This window comes from Gilliamella sp. LMG 34360 (genome assembly GCF_984568995.1).
The window spans coordinates 622,567-640,305 of record NZ_OZ474900.1 but is presented as its reverse complement, the minus strand read 5'-3'; the positions used below and the strand labels follow the sequence as shown (position 1 = coordinate 640,305).

The 17,739-nt window shown below is 35.1% G+C and carries 17 protein-coding genes; 8 read left to right on the top strand and 9 right to left on the bottom strand.

Annotation, left to right across the window (positions count from 1 at the left end; all coding sequences use genetic code 11):
- Nucleotides 1-122: 122 nt before the first annotated feature.
- Nucleotides 123-665 carry an HdeD family acid-resistance protein gene (locus AC5LW9_RS02935; protein WP_039127391.1) on the top strand — a complete coding sequence of 181 codons (543 nt, stop codon included), beginning with the start codon at nt 123-125 and terminating at the stop codon, nt 663-665.
- Nucleotides 666-789: 124 nt separating this feature from the next.
- On the opposite strand, the gene rsgA is transcribed toward AC5LW9_RS02935, so the two are convergent.
- Nucleotides 790-1,818 (bottom strand): small ribosomal subunit biogenesis GTPase RsgA, encoded by a 1,029-nt coding sequence (gene rsgA, locus AC5LW9_RS02930; RefSeq protein ID WP_334322017.1) that lies wholly within the window; start codon nt 1,816-1,818, stop codon nt 790-792.
- Between the two features lie 79 nt (nt 1,819-1,897).
- Here rsgA and orn point away from each other — a divergent pair, with 79 nt between their 5' ends.
- The 5 genes from orn (at nt 1,898) to AC5LW9_RS02905 (ending at nt 7,803) form a co-directional block, all read left to right on the top strand.
- Nucleotides 1,898-2,461 carry an oligoribonuclease gene (orn, locus tag AC5LW9_RS02925; RefSeq protein ID WP_198236792.1) on the top strand — a complete coding sequence of 188 codons (564 nt, stop codon included), beginning with the start codon at nt 1,898-1,900 and terminating at the stop codon, nt 2,459-2,461.
- A 5-nt stretch (nt 2,462-2,466) separates the two neighbouring features.
- Nucleotides 2,467-3,738, top strand: a complete 1,272-nt coding sequence (gene waaA, locus AC5LW9_RS02920) for a lipid IV(A) 3-deoxy-D-manno-octulosonic acid transferase (RefSeq protein ID WP_493456305.1) — start codon at nt 2,467-2,469, stop codon at nt 3,736-3,738.
- Nucleotides 3,739-3,747: 9 nt separating this feature from the next.
- The gene (gene hemH / locus AC5LW9_RS02915) at nt 3,748-4,719 is read left to right on the top strand and encodes a ferrochelatase (protein WP_493456304.1); all 972 of its coding nucleotides are present in this window, start codon (nt 3,748-3,750) and stop codon (nt 4,717-4,719) included.
- Nucleotides 4,720-4,904: 185 nt separating this feature from the next.
- On the top strand, nt 4,905-6,236 hold the full coding sequence (locus tag AC5LW9_RS02910; protein WP_493456303.1) for a CoA-disulfide reductase: 1,332 nt from the start codon (nt 4,905-4,907) through the stop codon (nt 6,234-6,236).
- 145 nt (nt 6,237-6,381) lie between these two features.
- Nucleotides 6,382-7,803 (top strand): cation:dicarboxylate symporter family transporter, encoded by a 1,422-nt coding sequence (locus AC5LW9_RS02905; protein WP_198228840.1) that lies wholly within the window; start codon nt 6,382-6,384, stop codon nt 7,801-7,803.
- Between the two features lie 68 nt (nt 7,804-7,871).
- On the opposite strand, the gene galU is transcribed toward AC5LW9_RS02905, so the two are convergent.
- The 5 genes from galU to AC5LW9_RS02880 form a co-directional block, all read right to left on the bottom strand.
- Nucleotides 7,872-8,786: a UTP--glucose-1-phosphate uridylyltransferase GalU gene (galU, locus tag AC5LW9_RS02900; protein WP_198228839.1), complete on the bottom strand. Its 915-nt coding sequence runs from the start codon at nt 8,784-8,786 to the stop codon at nt 7,872-7,874.
- A gap of 376 nt (nt 8,787-9,162) precedes the next feature.
- The gene (locus tag AC5LW9_RS02895; protein WP_198228838.1) at nt 9,163-9,663 is read right to left on the bottom strand and encodes a hypothetical protein; all 501 of its coding nucleotides are present in this window, start codon (nt 9,661-9,663) and stop codon (nt 9,163-9,165) included.
- 48 nt (nt 9,664-9,711) lie between these two features.
- Nucleotides 9,712-9,861 (bottom strand): entericidin A/B family lipoprotein, encoded by a 150-nt coding sequence (locus tag AC5LW9_RS02890; protein ID WP_081301693.1) that lies wholly within the window; start codon nt 9,859-9,861, stop codon nt 9,712-9,714.
- A gap of 25 nt (nt 9,862-9,886) precedes the next feature.
- On the bottom strand, nt 9,887-11,080 hold the full coding sequence (locus tag AC5LW9_RS02885; RefSeq protein WP_493456302.1) for an amino acid aminotransferase: 1,194 nt from the start codon (nt 11,078-11,080) through the stop codon (nt 9,887-9,889).
- A gap of 266 nt (nt 11,081-11,346) precedes the next feature.
- Entirely contained in the window at nt 11,347-11,730 is a 384-nt protein-coding gene (locus tag AC5LW9_RS02880; RefSeq protein ID WP_198228836.1) for a RidA family protein, read from the bottom strand.
- A gap of 190 nt (nt 11,731-11,920) precedes the next feature.
- Here AC5LW9_RS02880 and ffh point away from each other — a divergent pair, with 190 nt between their 5' ends.
- Complete coding sequence (ffh, locus tag AC5LW9_RS02875) at nt 11,921-13,288, top strand: signal recognition particle protein (RefSeq protein WP_198228835.1); 1,368 nt, start codon at nt 11,921-11,923, stop codon at nt 13,286-13,288.
- A 90-nt stretch (nt 13,289-13,378) separates the two neighbouring features.
- On the opposite strand, the gene AC5LW9_RS02870 is transcribed toward ffh, so the two are convergent.
- Together AC5LW9_RS02870 and ispB are read right to left on the bottom strand one after the other, a co-directional pair.
- Nucleotides 13,379-14,251: an EamA family transporter gene (locus AC5LW9_RS02870; protein WP_198228834.1), complete on the bottom strand. Its 873-nt coding sequence runs from the start codon at nt 14,249-14,251 to the stop codon at nt 13,379-13,381.
- A 126-nt stretch (nt 14,252-14,377) separates the two neighbouring features.
- Nucleotides 14,378-15,364, bottom strand: coding sequence for an octaprenyl diphosphate synthase (gene ispB, locus AC5LW9_RS02865; protein WP_232352578.1), 987 nt, complete (start codon nt 15,362-15,364; stop codon nt 14,378-14,380).
- A 154-nt stretch (nt 15,365-15,518) separates the two neighbouring features.
- On the opposite strand from ispB, the gene AC5LW9_RS02860 reads away from it, so the two are divergent.
- On the top strand, nt 15,519-16,310 hold the full coding sequence (locus AC5LW9_RS02860) for a TonB family protein (RefSeq protein ID WP_493456301.1): 792 nt from the start codon (nt 15,519-15,521) through the stop codon (nt 16,308-16,310).
- Between the two features lie 80 nt (nt 16,311-16,390).
- On the opposite strand, the gene pepP is transcribed toward AC5LW9_RS02860, so the two are convergent.
- Nucleotides 16,391-17,701, bottom strand: a complete 1,311-nt coding sequence (gene pepP / locus AC5LW9_RS02855) for a Xaa-Pro aminopeptidase (protein ID WP_493456586.1) — start codon at nt 17,699-17,701, stop codon at nt 16,391-16,393.
- Nucleotides 17,702-17,739 lie beyond the last annotated feature (38 nt).

The window sequence follows — 17,739 nt, the reverse complement described above, 5'->3', positions numbered from 1 at the left end:
GATCAGTAGTAATCATTACCTCCGCGATCTTTCTTTTCTGCTGCTAACTATGATTAGCAACTCAATGATCAGAAAGATATTTTATTTAAATGTAAACTTAAATATAAAAGCAGGAAAATAATATGATATCTGATGAAAACAACGTTCAATATATAAAACAAAAATCAAATTGGTTAATCGTAATTGGCTTTATTTTAATTGTATTAGGATGTTTAGCCTTAGGCTATCAGTTCATGGCTACTGTTTTTTCTGTCTATTTTATTGGTACATTAATTTTAATTGCAGGAATCGCACAAACAATAAATTCATTTAACCTTAAAGGCTTTGGTCAAACGGCATTATGGGCAATAATGGGCATTTTATACATTATTGTTGGCTTAATCTCTTTTTTCCGGCCGATTGCGGTTTCATCAGCTTTAACTTTAGTGATAGCAATATTGCTAATTATGAGTGGCTTTACGCAAATTTTTGCCTCTTTTAGTAATCGAAATTTACCGCGTTGGGGATGGGTACTCACTTCTGGTATTATAACCCTAATTTTAGGTTTGATGATAATTACTGGCTGGCCATATGATAGTCTTTGGGTACTAGGAATGTTTTTAGGTATTGACCTTATATTCCAAGGTTTTGCATATGTAGCAATTGGTTTTGCTGTAAAAAACTGATGCTTTAATATTAAAGGGTTGCCCATAATTGCTACTTAAATAATGTAAGCAACCCTTACTTGTTGTAATAACAAAAACGTTTGATTCAATTAAAATTAACGATATTTAAATTCACCAAAAACGGTTATTTATAACTTTTATTCGTTCTAGCTTTTACTTCTTTCATGGTCTGTAAAATTCGATGATAATTATCTAATCTTGAATGTGCGATTTTGCCATCTCTTACAGCTTGTTGTAATAAGCAACCTGGCGTATCAAGATGATTACAATCACGGAATTGACATCCACCTAAATAGTCATCGAACTCTTTAAAACCACTAATTACCTGTTCTGGCTCTAGATGCCATAAACCAAATTCACGAATACCTGGTGAATCAATAATATCACCTCCATTTGGCAAATGATAAAGTCTGGTTGAAGTAGTAGTATGTTGTCCAAGACCGGATAATTCAGAAATATTTCCAGTTACAGCCGATTGCAATTGATGTGGTAATAATAAATTAATAATACTTGATTTACCGACACCTGACTGCCCAACTAAAATGGATATTTTATCCTGCAAGACAGCCTGCAATGCAGCAATTCCTTGGTGATTCTGACAAGAAACATATAAAACTTGATAGCCAATATTTGTGTAAATAGCTAATTGCTTTTCAACTTCTACTCGTTGTTCATCACTTAATAAATCAATTTTGTTTAAGACAATGATTGGCTCAATATCGGTTACTGCGCAAGCCACTAAATAACGATCAATAATATTAAGTGATAATTCAGGCAAAACCGCTGAAATAATCACTATTTGATCAACATTGGCGGCCACTGGTTTAACCCCGTCATAAAAATCAGGACGAACCAACTCAGAATGCCTTGCATGTACCGCCTCAATAATGCCATTGGTATTGGGCTCCAAACTTTCGCGCCACACGACTTTGTCGCCTGTCACTAACGATGGTAAAGTGCGCCGAATACTACAGCGATAAATGTTTCGAGCGTTATCTTCGACATCAGCCGACTTACCAAAACGACTTATTACCACACCATCACGGGGCGATGAAAAATTTGACAGATTTTCATCTTGTTTGGTTTCTAATCGTTGTTGGTGTTTAGCCGCCACGCGTCTTTTTTGATTTTTAGATAGTTGATTTTTTGCCACAGTCACTAATTTTTGCTAAAACAGTTTGGCAGTTATGCTACACTACTCGGCATCAAAAAGAAAACTTCTATAACAAATTATGACCACACAATCACAAATTAACAGCAATAATCTTATTTGGATCGATCTTGAAATGACTGGGCTTAATCCAGCAACCGATCGTATTATTGAAATTGCAACTATTGTAACTGATTCTAATTTAAACATTTTAGCTGAAGGCCCTGTTATTGCCATTCATCAATCCGACGATCAATTAGCCTTAATGGATGATTGGAACAAAAATACCCACGGCAAATCTGGTTTAATTGAACGAGTACGTAAAAGTACCGTTAATGAACAACAAGCAGAACAACAAACTATCGAATTTTTAAAACAGTGGGTACCTGCAAACAGCTCACCAATTTGCGGTAACACTATTGGTCAAGACCGTCGTTTTCTATTTAACTATATGCCTAATTTAGAAAGTTATTTTCATTACCGCTATTTAGACGTCAGTACCATAAAAGAATTAGCTAAACGATGGAAACCTGAAATTTTAAAAGGAATTACAAAGCAAAGTACCCACCAAGCGCTTGATGATATTCGTGATTCAATTGCCGAGCTTATTTATTATCGCCAACATTTTTTTAAGCTTAAGAACTAATTGATATGCAATTACTTTATACCATTTTACTCTATCTTATTCAGCCATTGGTATGGATAAGATTACTTTGGCGCAGCCACAAAGCACCAGCATACCGTAAACGTTGGTTTGAACGGTATGGTTTTTGCAAAAATAAAGTGAAAGCAAATGGTATTTTAGTCCATGCGGTATCCGTGGGTGAAACCATTGCCGCTGTTCCACTTATTAAAGCATTGCAGCGACGATATCCCGCTTTGCCCATTACCGTTACAACCATGACACCAACAGGCTCTGAGCGAGTTAAATCATTATTAAAAGACAGTGTGAGCCATGTCTATTTACCATATGACCTACCGTGCGCTATCAAACGTTTTTTAAAAATAACCCAACCCAAATTAGTCATTATTATGGAAACCGAACTTTGGCCTAATTTTATTAGCCAATGCCATAAGAACGCTATCCCTTTGATTATTGCTAATGCTCGCTTGTCCGAACGCTCAGCAAATCGTTACAGTAAGCTAGGCACAACCATTAACCGATTATTAGCAAAAATCAGCATGGTTGCCGCACAAAATAAGCAAGATGGTGAACGCTTTACAGCATTAGGTTTACCCAGCGATCATCTAACCGTAACGGGCAGTATTAAGTTCGATATCAATTTAACAACTGAGCAACAACAAAAAATTGCTAATTTAAAACAACAATGGCAATTGAACCGTCCCGTTTTTATTGCGGCTAGTACCCATGATGGTGAAGATGAAATCATCTTAAAAGCATTTAAACAATTATTGTTACAGCATCCTGATTTATTATTAATCCTAGTGCCCCGTCATCCTGAACGTTTTAAAACAGTCGAAAAACTCATTAAAAATAATGAGCTTAATTATATAACCCGAAGTTCGAACCAAATTCCAACCAATCAAACACAAGTGGTCTTGGGTGATACCATGGGTGAACTGTTAGAACTTTATAGCATGGCAGATATTGCCTTTGTTGGTGGTAGCTTAGTCGACCATGGTGGACATAATCCTCTAGAACCAGCCTTACATCATATTCCAATTATTAGCGGTCAATATTTTTTCAATTTTAAAATCATCTGCGAACAGTTAATTGCTGCAAACGGAATGATAATTTGTGACAGCACAGCAGAAGCTTTATATTTAGTAGTAAACAACCTATTAAATAATAAAACAGATAGCCAACAAATTGGTGAAAATGCCTACCAAGTATTAAAGCAAAATCAAGGTGCATTAGATCGGCTTCTTGGTATTATAAACCATTATCTTTCTTCAAAATAAGGATTAGCTATGGATAAAAAACAAGGGTTATTACTGGTTAATCTCGGAACGCCAAGCGCTGTCACGCCTGATGCAATAAAACACTATTTAACCGAATTTTTACTAGATAGGCATGTAGTGGATTTGCCTGCTTTTTTTTGGTATCCAATTTTAAAGTATCGAGTGTTACCAAAACGAGTACCTTATATTATTAACCACTATAAAAAAATTTGGATAGATAATTCATCACCATTGATGCATTATAGCCAACAACTGTGTGACAAATTACAACAGGAATTACCTAATATTCATTGTCAATTAGCCATGACCTATGGCGAGCCGAATCTTCAATTTGCCTTAAATAAACTGCAATCGTGTAAGAAAATAACGGTATTACCATTATTTCCCCAATATTCGACCACAACAACATTAGCGGTGCTTGATAAACTAAAGACAATTAAATCATCTCAATCAATAACCAATAATATTCATTACATCCGCGATTATGCTGATCATCCAAGTTATATTAATGCTCTATATTTGAAAATTAAACAAGCATTTGAAGAGCAAGGAGAGCCCGAGATATTAGTACTATCTTATCACGGAATTCCTGAACGTTATATTCATAAACGTAAAGATGATTACATAGAGCGTTGCCAACTAACCACATTATTATTAATTGAGAAATGTGAAGCTAATGGCATTAATATTCCCATTGAAATGGCTTATCAATCTAAATTTGGTAAAGGAAAATGGGTTACGCCAAATACCAGTGATTTTTTGGAAAAGTTAGCACATGATGGCGTTAAATATCTTCATGTTATTTGTCCTGGATTTTCTGTGGATTGTATTGAAACCATTTACGAAATTAACGAAGAAAATCGAGAACTATTTTTACAGGCTGGAGGCAAAAAGTTTCATTATATTCATGCGTTAAATGATTCTAATTTACAAATTGATTTAATTAAATATCTAATAAATTATACTCAAACATATAGTTAACCTGAAACTTTTTGACAAAAATAGGGCTAAAAAGGAATTAATTATCGCTTTAGACCTTTAATATTTTGTTTTCAAATGTACGACTGATTAATATTCATAATAAGTCATTATCTGTCGCACACATATGTTATAACCTATGATAGGATTGTCATTATTGAGAATCTGAGCCCTAAGGAGAAAATTAGATGAAAATAATCATCATTGGCGCTCAAGCTGCAGGAGCGAGTGCTGCTGCTAAAGCCAAAAGAATGAACCCTAATGCTACCATTCGTATTTATGAAAAAACTGACATTGTATCGTTTGGAGCTTGTGGTTTACCTTATTTTATCGGTGATCATTTCACTGATGCTAATGAAATGATATCCCGTACACCACAACAATTCCAACAAGATGGTATTGAAATAAAAACACGTCACCAAGTCGTCGCTATTGATAGCATACAAAAAAAACTAACGATTAAAAATATTAATACAGATGAATGTTTTGATGATAATTATGACAAATTATTAATTGCCGTTGGTGCAAGCCCTATCATTCCAAATTTTACAAATTATAAATTGAAAAATATTTTTACTTTACGCGATCTCAATGATGGTTTAGCCATTAAACAAGCATTATCCGATCCAGCAGTAAAAAACGTCATTGTAGTTGGTGCAGGCTTTATAGGACTTGAAATTGCCGAGTCATTTGTTGCTTTAAATAAGCAAGTCAAATTAATTCAGTTAGATGATAGAGTACTGGTCGATGCATTCGATGCACAAATTACCGATGTAATTGCAAAGAACATTAAACAACATTGTGATTTACATCTACAAGAACAAGTACAAGGTTTTATAGGAGAACAGCATGTCACTCACGTAATTACCAATAAAGATACTTATCTTGCTGACATGGTTATTATCGCAACTGGAGTAAAACCTAACAGTGAAATTTATCAAAATATTGGTCTTAATATGCTACCAAATGGCGCTATTATTACCGATAGCTATGGACGGACAAACTTTCCAGATATTTATGCAGCAGGTGACTGCGCTGCATTGCAGCATAAAGTCAGCAAAGAGATGGTTTACATTCCTCTTGCCACAGGCGCGAACAAACTGGGCAAGATAGTTGGTGAAAATCTAGGAGGTGGACAGAGTCAATTCCCTGGAACCATCGGTACATCAGCATTTAAAGCGTTTGATATTGAGGCAGGACGAACAGGCTTAACCGAAAAAGAAGCTCAAAAAGCGGGTATTGCTTGTAAAACAGTTATTGTTAAGGATAAAAATCACAGTAACTATGTTGCAGGGCAAACTGAGGTAACAGCCAAAGTAATTTATCACGCCGAGACCCGCACCATTTTAGGTGGACAAATTGTAGGTGGTAGTGGCGCTGTTTTACGAGTAAATACGTTAGCAACTGCCATTTGGGCAGAAATAAAAATTGATGAATTAGCAATGATGGACTTTCTTTATGCACCGCCATTTTCAAGACCATGGGACATTTTAAATATTGCAGGTTCAATAGCTAAATAATAATAGTTAAATTGTCATTGTTAATGACAACACCTAAATAATACAAATTATCTTACTTGATACAAAAATCAGTGCATCATAAATTAAGTAAGATTATTAATATGATTTTATTCGATGATTAAATTATCACAATAAAGGGGCAATTATGTCAGATCCCATTTTTCAAGGAACTTTTTTTGAAAAGTTCCTATCTATCACACACTATCAAACTTTAATTGGTATTGGACTACTGCTAGTTTGTTTTTTTGGAGTGATGAAACCGTTACAAGATAAAAAAATTAATTTTTCTCTTCGTATGTTAGTTGGGTTAATACTTGGTGCAGTGCTTGGTTTAGGTATACAAGCTGCAGCAGGATTCCCTGATACATCAAATGTTTGGATGCAAGAGACAGCTACATGGTATGGCCTTTTTGGACGTGCTTTTATTGCCTTTATTCGCATGCTAGTCATTCCTTTGATATTTGTCTCTATTGTTAAAGTCATTATTGATTTTTCTGGTAAAGAAAACCTACCACAAATCGCATTTAGAGGGATATTCTGGTTACTGTTTACCACTGCAATTGCTTGTATAGTTGGTATTGCTTTGGCTAATTTATTTGAATTAGGAGAAATCAGCTCTACAACTGAGCATCATGCTCAAGCTAAACAATACACTAATATAATTGATACTTTTGTAAACCTTATTCCAAGTAATATCATTGCATCAATGGTTAAAGAAAATATTGTTGGATTAGTTATCTTTTCTGCTCTTATGGGGATTGCTGCCAATCGAATGGAAAAGAAAAATCCACAACCGATTGCTCTGTTTAAAACCTTTATTGAAGCACTTTATAAAATTGTGATGTCAATTGCCATGACCATCATTAAGTATATGCCATATGCAGTCATCGCCCTTCTAGCTAGAACCATTATTTCTAATGGTATACCTGCAATTGTTGAAGTATCAGGTTTTGTTGCAGCCATCTACATTGCCACATTGATCATGTTAATTGTGCATGTTTTAATTGTTATGATTCACGGTATATCACCTGTCATGTTTATTAAAAAAGCAATGGGAACGTGGTTATTAGCTTTTACAAGCCGTTCGTCAGTTGGTACATTACCCATGACTATCTCAACTTTAACGGTACGTATGGGAGTCAATACAGGCACAGCAAATTTGGTCGGTTCACTTGGTAGTACTATGGGTATGAATGGCTGTGCTGGTTTCTTTCCTGCATTACTTGCTGTTATGGTTGCGCATATGGTGGGTATTGATACTAATTTCCAATTTTATATTATGTTGGTAATTGTAGTCGTCATTGGTTCAATTGGTATTGCTGGTATTCCTGGTACAGCAACAGTTGCTGCAACAGTGGTTTTATCTGGTATGGGCATGGCTGAATACTTCCCATTAATTGGTATGGTTCTGGCGGTCGATCCAATCATTGATATGGCACGTACACTAGCCAACGTATCTGGGGCAATGACTGCGGCAGTCGCTACCGATCGCGAAGTGGGACTTATGGATATGAATACTTTCTATGATCCAAATATTTCTCTTGAAAATGAACAGTCGGATGTTTAATTTAAGTAAAGAATACGCAGAATAAAAAAGGACGTTTAGAGCGTCCTTTTTTATTCAAAAATTAATATTTAAATTGTTTTTAACCATGCAGTAACATCATCGCCTAAGCTTTTATGACGCATTGCGTATTGTACAAAGGTTTGTACATAACCCAATTTATTACCACAATCATGACTCCGGCCTTTAATACAATATGCATCAACGGAGTCCTCTTTAAGTAACATTGCAATTGCATCCGTGAGTTGAATTTCGCCACCTGCACCTAATGGTGTTTTAGCAAGTAAAGGCCAGATTTTTTCAGATAAAACATAACGCCCAACAACCGATTGATTGGATGGAGCTTCTTCAACTGATGGTTTTTCAACGACACTATACATTTGTGTAACAGCACCAGCAGACAATTCTTGACCATGGCAGTCGACAATCCCATAAGAAGAAACTAACTCTTTCGGTACTGGCTCAACCATAATTTGACTATGCTTGGTCTCATGATAATTATTAATCATTGCCGCTAAATTATCTTTTGTTAGATCGCTTTCATACTCATCAATAATCACATCTGGTAGCACAACCGCGAAAGGTTCATCGCCAACCAAAGGATAAGCACACAATACGGCATGACCAAGTCCTTTGGCTAAACCTTGTCGAACACTCGTTATTGTTACATTTTTAGGTAAAATACTTTGTACTTCTTGTAACAGTTGACGTTTAACACGCGCTTCTAACATTGCTTCTAATTCAAAACTAGTATCGAAGTGGTTTTCAATTGAATTTTTTGATGAGTGGGTAACAAAAATGATCTCAGTAATGCCTGCCGCAATACACTCTTTTACTACATACTGAATAAGTGGTTTATCAACCACAGGTAACATTTCCTTAGGAATGGCTTTAGTAGCAGGTAACATTCGAGTACCAAGACCGGCAACAGGGATAACGGCCTTTTTGACGTTTCCATTCAAAGTTGATTCAAAACTTGATGACATTTTATTTCCTTAAAAAAATTAGCAGATAACACAACTATTATAATAGTCTCTATTATCTCTATGCCATATTAACAATATGTATTTTCAACCCATAATGACATTAACATATAGGGAATCAAAGTACATGTATGAATAATTGCCCTTGTAAAATTTCATATATTACGTTGATTCGATATCAAATTGTAATAAACGATAAAAAAAGCTAAATCTAACATATTAAACGTAGCATTGATAATCTTTACAATATAAAAACAATTCTAAAGAATAATTATCAAAAATTAAATAAGAAAGAGAAATAAATTTTGTTAATAAACTCGATACTATAAATATCAATTCAACCAATAATACTATTAGTTATTTGTCTTTATATAATATCTTATCTATTTATTGATAAATCGTTAGATTCAATTAATGCAGGATTATCCCTATCTTTTGCCAAAGAATCAATAGCAATATAAATAAGCTGGCAGTTTTGCAAAATCGCTTGTCTTACTACAAATTTCGCTTTACGGTCACGAGCTTCTTTTTGCGTGGGACTTATATAGAGATCATCATAGCCATCATCATATAATGTAGCCCTATCAAATAAGGATTGCGCTCGCCAAAATGTTTGTTTAGGATAATCACGACCCTCAATATTACCCGTCAGTTTTCCTTTCATGCCGGCATAACTTGCTGGTAAATGTTTACTTTGTCGACTTTGAGCAATATAAATATGTGGATAACTTAATACATTTGACGGCAAAGGATTTAATACAAATTCCGTATTAATCATACTTGAATAATGACAGTTTTCAACAGTTAAAGGTGCAGTTCGAAAATTTAACGAACCGCACCCAGTAAGTAAAAAAAATATAACTACTATAATATGTCGCATTTTACTTTTTATAATCTATAAATGATTAATATATATTAATCATCCTTATTATAATTTATCACTAACATTTTCAGCCGTTTTCGAAATGGCTTTACCACCAGATTGAACATCTTTGCCTACACCATTAACTGTATTACATCCAACAATGAGAGTTGTCATTGCAATACCGAATACTAGAATTAACATCTTGCGTAACATAAATATTCTCCTTTTTGTGACTTGATTATTTTAATGTAGCAAATGCTTCCGCCACACGATGAATATTATGGTGATTTAAGCCCGCCACACACATTCTTCCACTGCCCACCAAATAAACAGCAAAATTATCTTTTAATTGTGTGACTTGTTGTTTACTAAAACCAGTATAACTAAACATACCACGCTGCTTAACTAAATAATCAAAAGTATGATCTGGCGCTTGTGTTTTTAACAAACTAACTAAAGTAGAACGCATCAATACAATACGATTTCGCATTGATTCAACTTCTTTAACCCAACAGGCTTTCAATTCAGAATTATTTAAAACATAACTGACTAATTGGGCACCATAAGCAGCTGGGCTAGAATAGTTTCGACGAACCGTTGCCTGAAGTTGGCCTAATACACGACGAGCAGCTTCATCATTTTCACACAACACAGATAACCCCCCAACACGTTCCCCATAAAGTGAAAATGTTTTGGAAAACGAGTTACTTATAAAACCACAAAGCCCCACTTCAGCTGCTTTTTTAATTGCGTAACTGTCACTTTCAATACTTTCACCAAATCCTTGATAAGCAATATCCATAAATGGAATGAGATCACGTGTTTGTAATACAGCAATTACTTTATCCCACTGTGATGGTGTTAAATCTGCGCCCGTTGGGTTATGACAACAAGGATGCAGTAATACAATGCTTTTGGCAGGCAATTGTTCCAATGTTTCAAGCATTGAGTCAAATTTAACTCCACATGTTTGTGAATCAAAATAGGGATAGGTATTAACTTTAAAACCTGCGCCACCAAAAATAGCAATATGATTTTCCCATGTTGGATCACTGACCCAGACTTGTGAATTAGGAAAATAACGATATAAAAAATCAGCACCGATTTTTAGTGCACCTGATCCGCCTAATGTTTGTATAGTTGCAATACGTTTATCTTTATAGGCTGAATGTTCTTCACCAAATAGCAATGACTGAATTGCTTGGCAATAAGAGGGTAAACCACTCATTGGTAAATAAAGTTGTGCATCTTGTTGATTATGATAAATATAATCACGAGCAATTTTAATACACTCCAATTGAGGGACAACACTATTTTCATCATAATAATAACCAATACTTAAATTAGTTTTACTTTCACGATGATCATTATTAAATTCAGCAACTAAAGATAAAATTGGATCCCCTGAATAGGACTCTACTTTTTCAAACATATTACAACCTAATTGACACAATAACTCATAACTGTAGATTATTGCATCAACTCAATTGGCAATCAATCACTAAATACAAGTTCAACTGTAAATAATTCAATTGAATTTTCATTAGGAATTTCAATCATTTTTGATAAGAATAATCAACGATATATTAAATGAAAAAATTATTCAATTTAAGTTCAATTTTATACTAAAACGTAGGGTTTACCTGAAACTTTTTGACAAAGATTAGCACTTTTTAGTGCTAATCAAACTAGTTAAAATTATTTAGCCGCAATGACTTCAATTTCAACTTTTGCATCTTTAGGTATACGAGCAACTTGTACACAAGAACGTGCAGGGAATCCGGCATTATTTTCGATAAAAAATGCTTCATAAACCGCATTAACAGCAGCAAAATCATTCATATCAGCTAAAAAAATAGTTGTCTTAACGATATTACTCACTTGATAACCTGCCGATGTGATTATTGCTTTAACATTGGCTAAACTTTGTTTTGCTTGTTCTTTAACACAATCTGGCATTTCACCCGTTTCAGGGACTAAAGGAATCTGCCCTGATGCAAATAGCATATTGCCTAAATCGAGTGCCTGAACATATGGTCCGATTGCTGCTGGGGCTTTTTCGGTTTGAATCACTTTTGCCATATTCAATTTTTCTCCTTTTGTATTTATTCTATCTCTTCATTACTTTTTATAAGTAATACACCTTTGTTTATCTATTTTCATTTGAACAGGAAGATAATTTGGTGTCAAGTCAATACACAATTATGATCATGGGACTTCTTAAAATTTTCTGATATGATAATCAAAATTTTTTTATTTATTGAGAGTTAACATGTTTGAGAATTTAACCGACCGTTTATCACAGACATTTCGCAATATCAGTGGTCGTGGGCGACTGTCTGAAGATAATATTAAAGAAGCACTGCGCGATGTCCGAATGGCTCTACTTGAAGCCGATGTTGCGCTACCTGTTGTTCGTGAATTTATTAATCAAGTTAAAGAAAAAGCTGTAGGTTTAGATGTCAATAAAAGCCTAACACCAGGCCAAGAGTTTATTAAAATAGTTCAAGCCGAACTGACGGCTGCAATGGGAGAAGTTAACAGTTCACTCAATTTAGCAACCCAGCCACCCGCAGTAATCTTAATGGCTGGTTTACAAGGTGCAGGTAAAACCACCAGTGTTGCAAAACTGGCCAAATTCTTAAAAGAAAAACAGAAGAAAAAAGTACTGGTTGTATCTGCCGATGTTTATCGACCAGCGGCAATTAAGCAGTTAGAAACACTAGCTAAAGCCATTGATGTCGAATTTTTTCCATCTGATGTTAATGAAAAACCAGTTAATATTGTAAATAAAGCCATTTCACACGCTAAACTACAATTTTTTGACGTACTTATTGTCGATACCGCAGGTCGTTTACATGTCGATAATGACATGATGGACGAAATCAAGGCTCTTCATCAAGCAATAAACCCAATTGAAACCCTGTTTGTTGTGGATGCCATGACCGGACAAGATGCAGCCAATACCGCGAAAGCTTTCAATGATGCATTACCACTCACTGGTGTGATTTTAACTAAAGTTGATGGGGATGCTCGTGGTGGTGCAGCGCTTTCTATTCGCAATATTACTGGCAAACCAATTAAATTTTTGGGGATGGGTGAAAAGACCGATGCTTTAGAACCATTCTATCCTGATCGTATTGCCTCTCGTATTTTGGGTATGGGTGATGTTATTTCGTTAATTGAAGAATTACAAAGTAATGTCGATCGCGAGAAAGCAGAAAAAATCGCCAAAAAATTGAAAAAAGGCGATAAATTTGATTTTAATGATTTTCAAGATCAACTTAAACAGATGCGCAATATGGGCGGTATGGGTGCAATGCTGGCAAAATTACCTGGTGTAGGTCAACTGCCGGATCATATCAAAGCACAAATGGATGATAAAATCACTATCAAAATGGAAGCAATTATTGGCTCAATGACGCTCAAAGAGCGTGCAAATCCTGAAATCATTAAAGGTTCACGTAAGCGTCGAATTGCAATGGGTTCAGGAACCCAAGTACAAGATGTGAATAAACTCTTAAAACAGTTTGACGATATGCAAAAAATGATGAAGAAAATGAAAGGTGGTGGCATGATGAAGATGATGCGCCAGATGAAAGGTTTAATGGGCGGTGGAATGGGATTCCCTCCACGTTAAATCTACGCTTAATTTCTTCCTTGTAAAAGGGTCATAATTGAACATTAGACTATCAAAAAAATCGCGCCTTCAACAGCGCGATAATTTTTTTTAATTACCTGATTTAACCGATTCAATCTTTGTTGGGCGATTCATGGTGAGTACGGTACCTATTGATGAAACAATAATAAACACAATTGCTAACCACTGATAACTCGATAATTGTTCGTGCAACACAATTAAACCAGAAAGCGCAGCAAAAACGGGTGATAAACTCATTAAAGTACTAAATGTTTGCGCAGGCAATTTTGGTAGAGCAATCATATCTAATCCATAAGGAATAGCTGAGGCCAATAAAGAGACAACAAACACCAAAGGGAGCAGATCTAACGAAAACATAGCACTACCACTTTGCCATACACCAATTGGAAATAAAAAGCACGAAGCAATTACCGACCCAATAGCGACGCTTGAAGATCCATAAATAGCACCAGCTTTACGCCCAAATAAAATGTAACATGCCCAACAACTGCCTGCTAATAAAGCAAATAAAATACCGACAGGATCTAAATTCCCTGACGCTTGATGAATAGGCAGTAACATAGCTAATCCGATCACGGCAATACCTAGCCAAATAAAATCAAACAATTGACGTGATGAACACATGGCTACCATTATTGGTCCTGTCAATTCGATAGCTACAGCAATGCCTAAAGGAATTCTAGCGATAGCACTATAAAAAGCTAAATTCATACAACCAATTGAAATACCGTATAAAAATATAAATTTTAATGCCGGTTTAGGTATTGGTTTTCGCCAAGGTTTAAAAATGATAATTAAAATTATAGCCGAAAAACACAATCGCCAAGCGGTCATACCTTCAGGTCCTAACACTGGAAAAAGATATTTGGCGATTGAAGCACTACCTTGAATGGAGATCATCGAAACAAAAATCAAAAAAACCGGCCAAGATCTTTTAAACATAAAAATACCTTACTTTAATATATTGAACTTATTGTCTATTTAATTAATGCCAAAAAGTTTGAGATAAACGATACATTTGAGTATAAAATAGACGCTTAAATAACTTACTTAACATTTACCGATTAATTAATTTTCTCTTTTTACTGACAATAAGGCTAGATCTTGTAATGCTTGTTTATAAGGTGAGTCAGGTAAAATAGCAATAACATCCGATGCTTTACGGGCTTCCGCCTGAGCAGCTTGCAAGGTAAACTCAAGTGAACCACATTCATCCATAATATGTAAAATGCGATTTAATAAATGTCGACCATTGCCTTGTTCTATAGCTCGACGAATTAATGCAGCATCCTCAGCATTTTTAGTGTGATGCATGGCGTGTAGGAGCGGTAAGGTTGGCTTGCCTTCATTAAGATCATCTCCTAAATTTTTTCCTAATTTTTGATTATTATCGGCATTGTAATCCAATAGGTCATCAATAATTTGAAAGGCTGTACCTAAATATTTACCGTACTCTTGTAAGGCAAACTCTTGCTGTTCATTTGCACCAGCTAACACCGCAGCAGAATGCGAAGTTGCCTCAAATAAACGTGCTGTTTTGCGATAAATAACTTCTAAATATTGTTCTTTGGTAATATCAGGATCATTACAATTAATTAATTGCTGTACTTCCCCTTCAGCAATAACATTAGTTGCTGCCGACATGATAGTCAAAACCTTAAACGATTCTGTACGCACCATCATTTGAAAAGAACGTGTATAAATATAATCACCGACTAATACACTAGCAGCATTCCCAAATAAAGCATTCGCGGTCGATTTACCACGCCTTAAATCAGACTCGTCTACTACATCATCATGCAATAAGGTGGCGGTATGAATAAATTCAATAAAAGCAGCCGTAATAATATGTTTGTCACCTTGATAATTAAGTGCTTTAGCAATTAATAAAGCAATAACAGGACGAATACGCTTTCCTCCACTGCTAATAATATAATTGCCCAACTGATTAATCAAAGCCACATCTGAACTTAGTTCAGCTTGTATAGCTTGGTTCACTTTAACTAAATCATCTTTTACCAGATCGAGTATTTGATTCATTGATGGATTATTCATCAGTTTAACCGCTAGAAATAATAGATATTAATCACGCTATTATCTGATAAATATTTTTATGCAACAAGAGTTGCGGATCATATTTTAAAAAAAACTACAAATGATAAGCATTTTCATTTAAAATACCCACCTTAAGTTAGAAATGTTTATTAGTATGAAGATTAACTTTGATATAGATATCAGTGATGAAAAGATCCCTCAATCCATTGCTAAGAAAGAGGAAAGAGGTGTTTATTTATATGCATTTATTGCTGTAATGTCACATTTGTGTATACTTACTTTATTGTTTTGCTCTACGCTATTTGTAAAAGACATCGTTGCAGATGAGGGCGATAATTCAATTAAAGCCATAATGATTGATTTTTCTCTTGCTGCTCCCGAACAATCATTAGTTGAAAATACACCTGATATTCAAGGTGCTCAAGACAGTGAAATTATTGATAACAAACCAATTGAAGAGACACCAATTGTTGAACCTGAACCTATTGAAGAAACAATACCTGACAAACCCGCGGTAATAACTAAAAAAGATATTGTTGTAAAACAAAAAGATAAGCCTAAGAAAAAGCCCCGCCCTGTACAAAAAGCATCACGTCAACAAGTAAGGCAAGAAGTCATTGCTGAAAATATCTCTAATACTTCTGTTGCCCCACAAATATCTGATAGTCGTCGATACTCAGGTAATCCTTCACCGATTAGTCGCAACCAACCCGAGTATCCTCGCCGAGCACTTGATATGCGGTTAGAAGGTTACGTGATAGTACTGTTTGATATAAACAGTAATGGACGTATTGAAAATATTCGGATTATAGAAGCAAAACCCAATAATATCTTTAATCGTTCAGTAATTAGTGCAATGAAAATGTGGAAGTATCAACCTATTGCAGCGAAAGATCAGAAAATAAAAATTATCTTTAATCGAGATAAATCCATTAGTTTGGACTAATTATTCGCATAATCGTTTTAAGTGACAACAACAAAGCCATAACCTATATCTCGAAAGTTATGGCAATAGTTATCTATACTCTACAACTGATTGACCATCAATTGTTCAATTTGTTCAGGCTCTTTGGGAACATCCGCGGTCAAAACTTCATTACCAGATTTGGTAATTAAAATATTATCCTCAATACGAATGCCAATACCTTTATAGCGATCTGGTACATCAGCATCTTTATTAATATACAATCCTGGCTCGACAGTTAACACCATTCCAGGTTCTAAAATTCGATCTCGTCCACTACCAACATCATGCACATCAATGCCAAGCCAATGCCCTAAACCATGCATATAAAACGCCAAATAGGCTTTATTAGCAATTAGAGTGTCTACATCACCTTGCATAATGCCTAACTTAACTAAACCTATCACCATCGTTCGTACGACTTGGTCATTAACGTCTTTAATGGATGTGCCAGGTTTGAGAAGATGAATTGCCTGATATTGAGAAGCCAAAACGATATCATAAATCTCACGTTGTTCTTGGTTAAATTTGCCATTAATTGGCAATGTTCGAGTAATATCTCCTGCGTAGTATTGATACTCACACCCCGCATCAATCAAAACCAAATCCCCATCTTTCAACTGCTCACTATTATTTTCATAATGCAAAATACAACCATTATTGCCACCACCAACAATGGTGTTATAAGATGGAAAGCGTGCCCCGTGCCAAGCAAATTCGTGTAAAATCTCGGCTTCTAATTGATATTCATACATTGAAGGCGCACATTTTTGCATTGCTCTAACATGTGCCACTGCACTAATTTTACATGCCTTACGTAATAGTTGCATCTCAAAATCCGACTTAAACATCCGCATTTCATGCACTATTGGTCGCCAATCAATGATAGAGCTTGGCGCCACTAAATTTAATCTACTCCCTTGTCTTAAAGTCGCCTGTACTTGGTTAACAATTTTATCGGCATATTGATAAAGTTGATCAGCATGATAAATTGCAGTTTTACCATTTAATAAATCGGGCAATATGGTATCAATTTCATCAAAAAGATAAGCTTCATCAACGAAAATTGATGCCAATGCAGCTTGCTGACCTAAACGATATCCCGTCCATGTCTCTGCCAAAGGATCCTTTTTTCGATTGAATAATACATACCGCGCACTATTATCTTGTTGTTTAATCACAGCCAACACTGACTCTGGTTCAGCAAAATGGGTAAAATACCAAAAATCACTATTTTGTCGATATGGATAATGAGTATCGTTACTTCGTGTTACTTCAGGAGCAGCGAAAAAAAGAGCAACACTATTGGGCACCATCTGCGCAAGCAACTTTTCACGACGCAAAATAATTTCTGTTTTAATATCTGTTTTCATCATTATGACGACCTTAATTAAGATTAATAACTAGTTAA

What these genes read in the sequence shown, in the direction of transcription:
- AC5LW9_RS02890 (WP_081301693.1), bottom strand. Translation starts at nt 9,861, where the DNA reads ATGTTACGCAAGATGTTAATTCTAGTATTCGGTATTGCAATGACAACT.
- ffh (WP_198228835.1), top strand. Translation starts at nt 11,921, where the DNA reads ATGTTTGAGAATTTAACCGACCGTTTATCACAGACATTTCGCAATATC.
- galU (WP_198228839.1), bottom strand. Translation starts at nt 8,786, where the DNA reads ATGTCATCAAGTTTTGAATCAACTTTGAATGGAAACGTCAAAAAGGCC.
- AC5LW9_RS02910 (WP_493456303.1), top strand. Translation starts at nt 4,905, where the DNA reads ATGAAAATAATCATCATTGGCGCTCAAGCTGCAGGAGCGAGTGCTGCT.
- AC5LW9_RS02880 (WP_198228836.1), bottom strand. Translation starts at nt 11,730, where the DNA reads ATGGCAAAAGTGATTCAAACCGAAAAAGCCCCAGCAGCAATCGGACCA.
- pepP (WP_493456586.1), bottom strand. Translation starts at nt 17,701, where the DNA reads ATGAAAACAGATATTAAAACAGAAATTATTTTGCGTCGTGAAAAGTTG.
- waaA (WP_493456305.1), top strand. Translation starts at nt 2,467, where the DNA reads ATGCAATTACTTTATACCATTTTACTCTATCTTATTCAGCCATTGGTA.
- hemH (WP_493456304.1), top strand. Translation starts at nt 3,748, where the DNA reads ATGGATAAAAAACAAGGGTTATTACTGGTTAATCTCGGAACGCCAAGC.
- AC5LW9_RS02870 (WP_198228834.1), bottom strand. Translation starts at nt 14,251, where the DNA reads ATGTTTAAAAGATCTTGGCCGGTTTTTTTGATTTTTGTTTCGATGATC.
- AC5LW9_RS02895 (WP_198228838.1), bottom strand. Translation starts at nt 9,663, where the DNA reads ATGCGACATATTATAGTAGTTATATTTTTTTTACTTACTGGGTGCGGT.
- orn (WP_198236792.1), top strand. Translation starts at nt 1,898, where the DNA reads ATGACCACACAATCACAAATTAACAGCAATAATCTTATTTGGATCGAT.
- ispB (WP_232352578.1), bottom strand. Translation starts at nt 15,364, where the DNA reads ATGAATAATCCATCAATGAATCAAATACTCGATCTGGTAAAAGATGAT.
- AC5LW9_RS02860 (WP_493456301.1), top strand. Translation starts at nt 15,519, where the DNA reads ATGAAGATTAACTTTGATATAGATATCAGTGATGAAAAGATCCCTCAA.
- AC5LW9_RS02935 (WP_039127391.1), top strand. Translation starts at nt 123, where the DNA reads ATGATATCTGATGAAAACAACGTTCAATATATAAAACAAAAATCAAAT.
- AC5LW9_RS02885 (WP_493456302.1), bottom strand. Translation starts at nt 11,080, where the DNA reads ATGTTTGAAAAAGTAGAGTCCTATTCAGGGGATCCAATTTTATCTTTA.
- AC5LW9_RS02905 (WP_198228840.1), top strand. Translation starts at nt 6,382, where the DNA reads ATGTCAGATCCCATTTTTCAAGGAACTTTTTTTGAAAAGTTCCTATCT.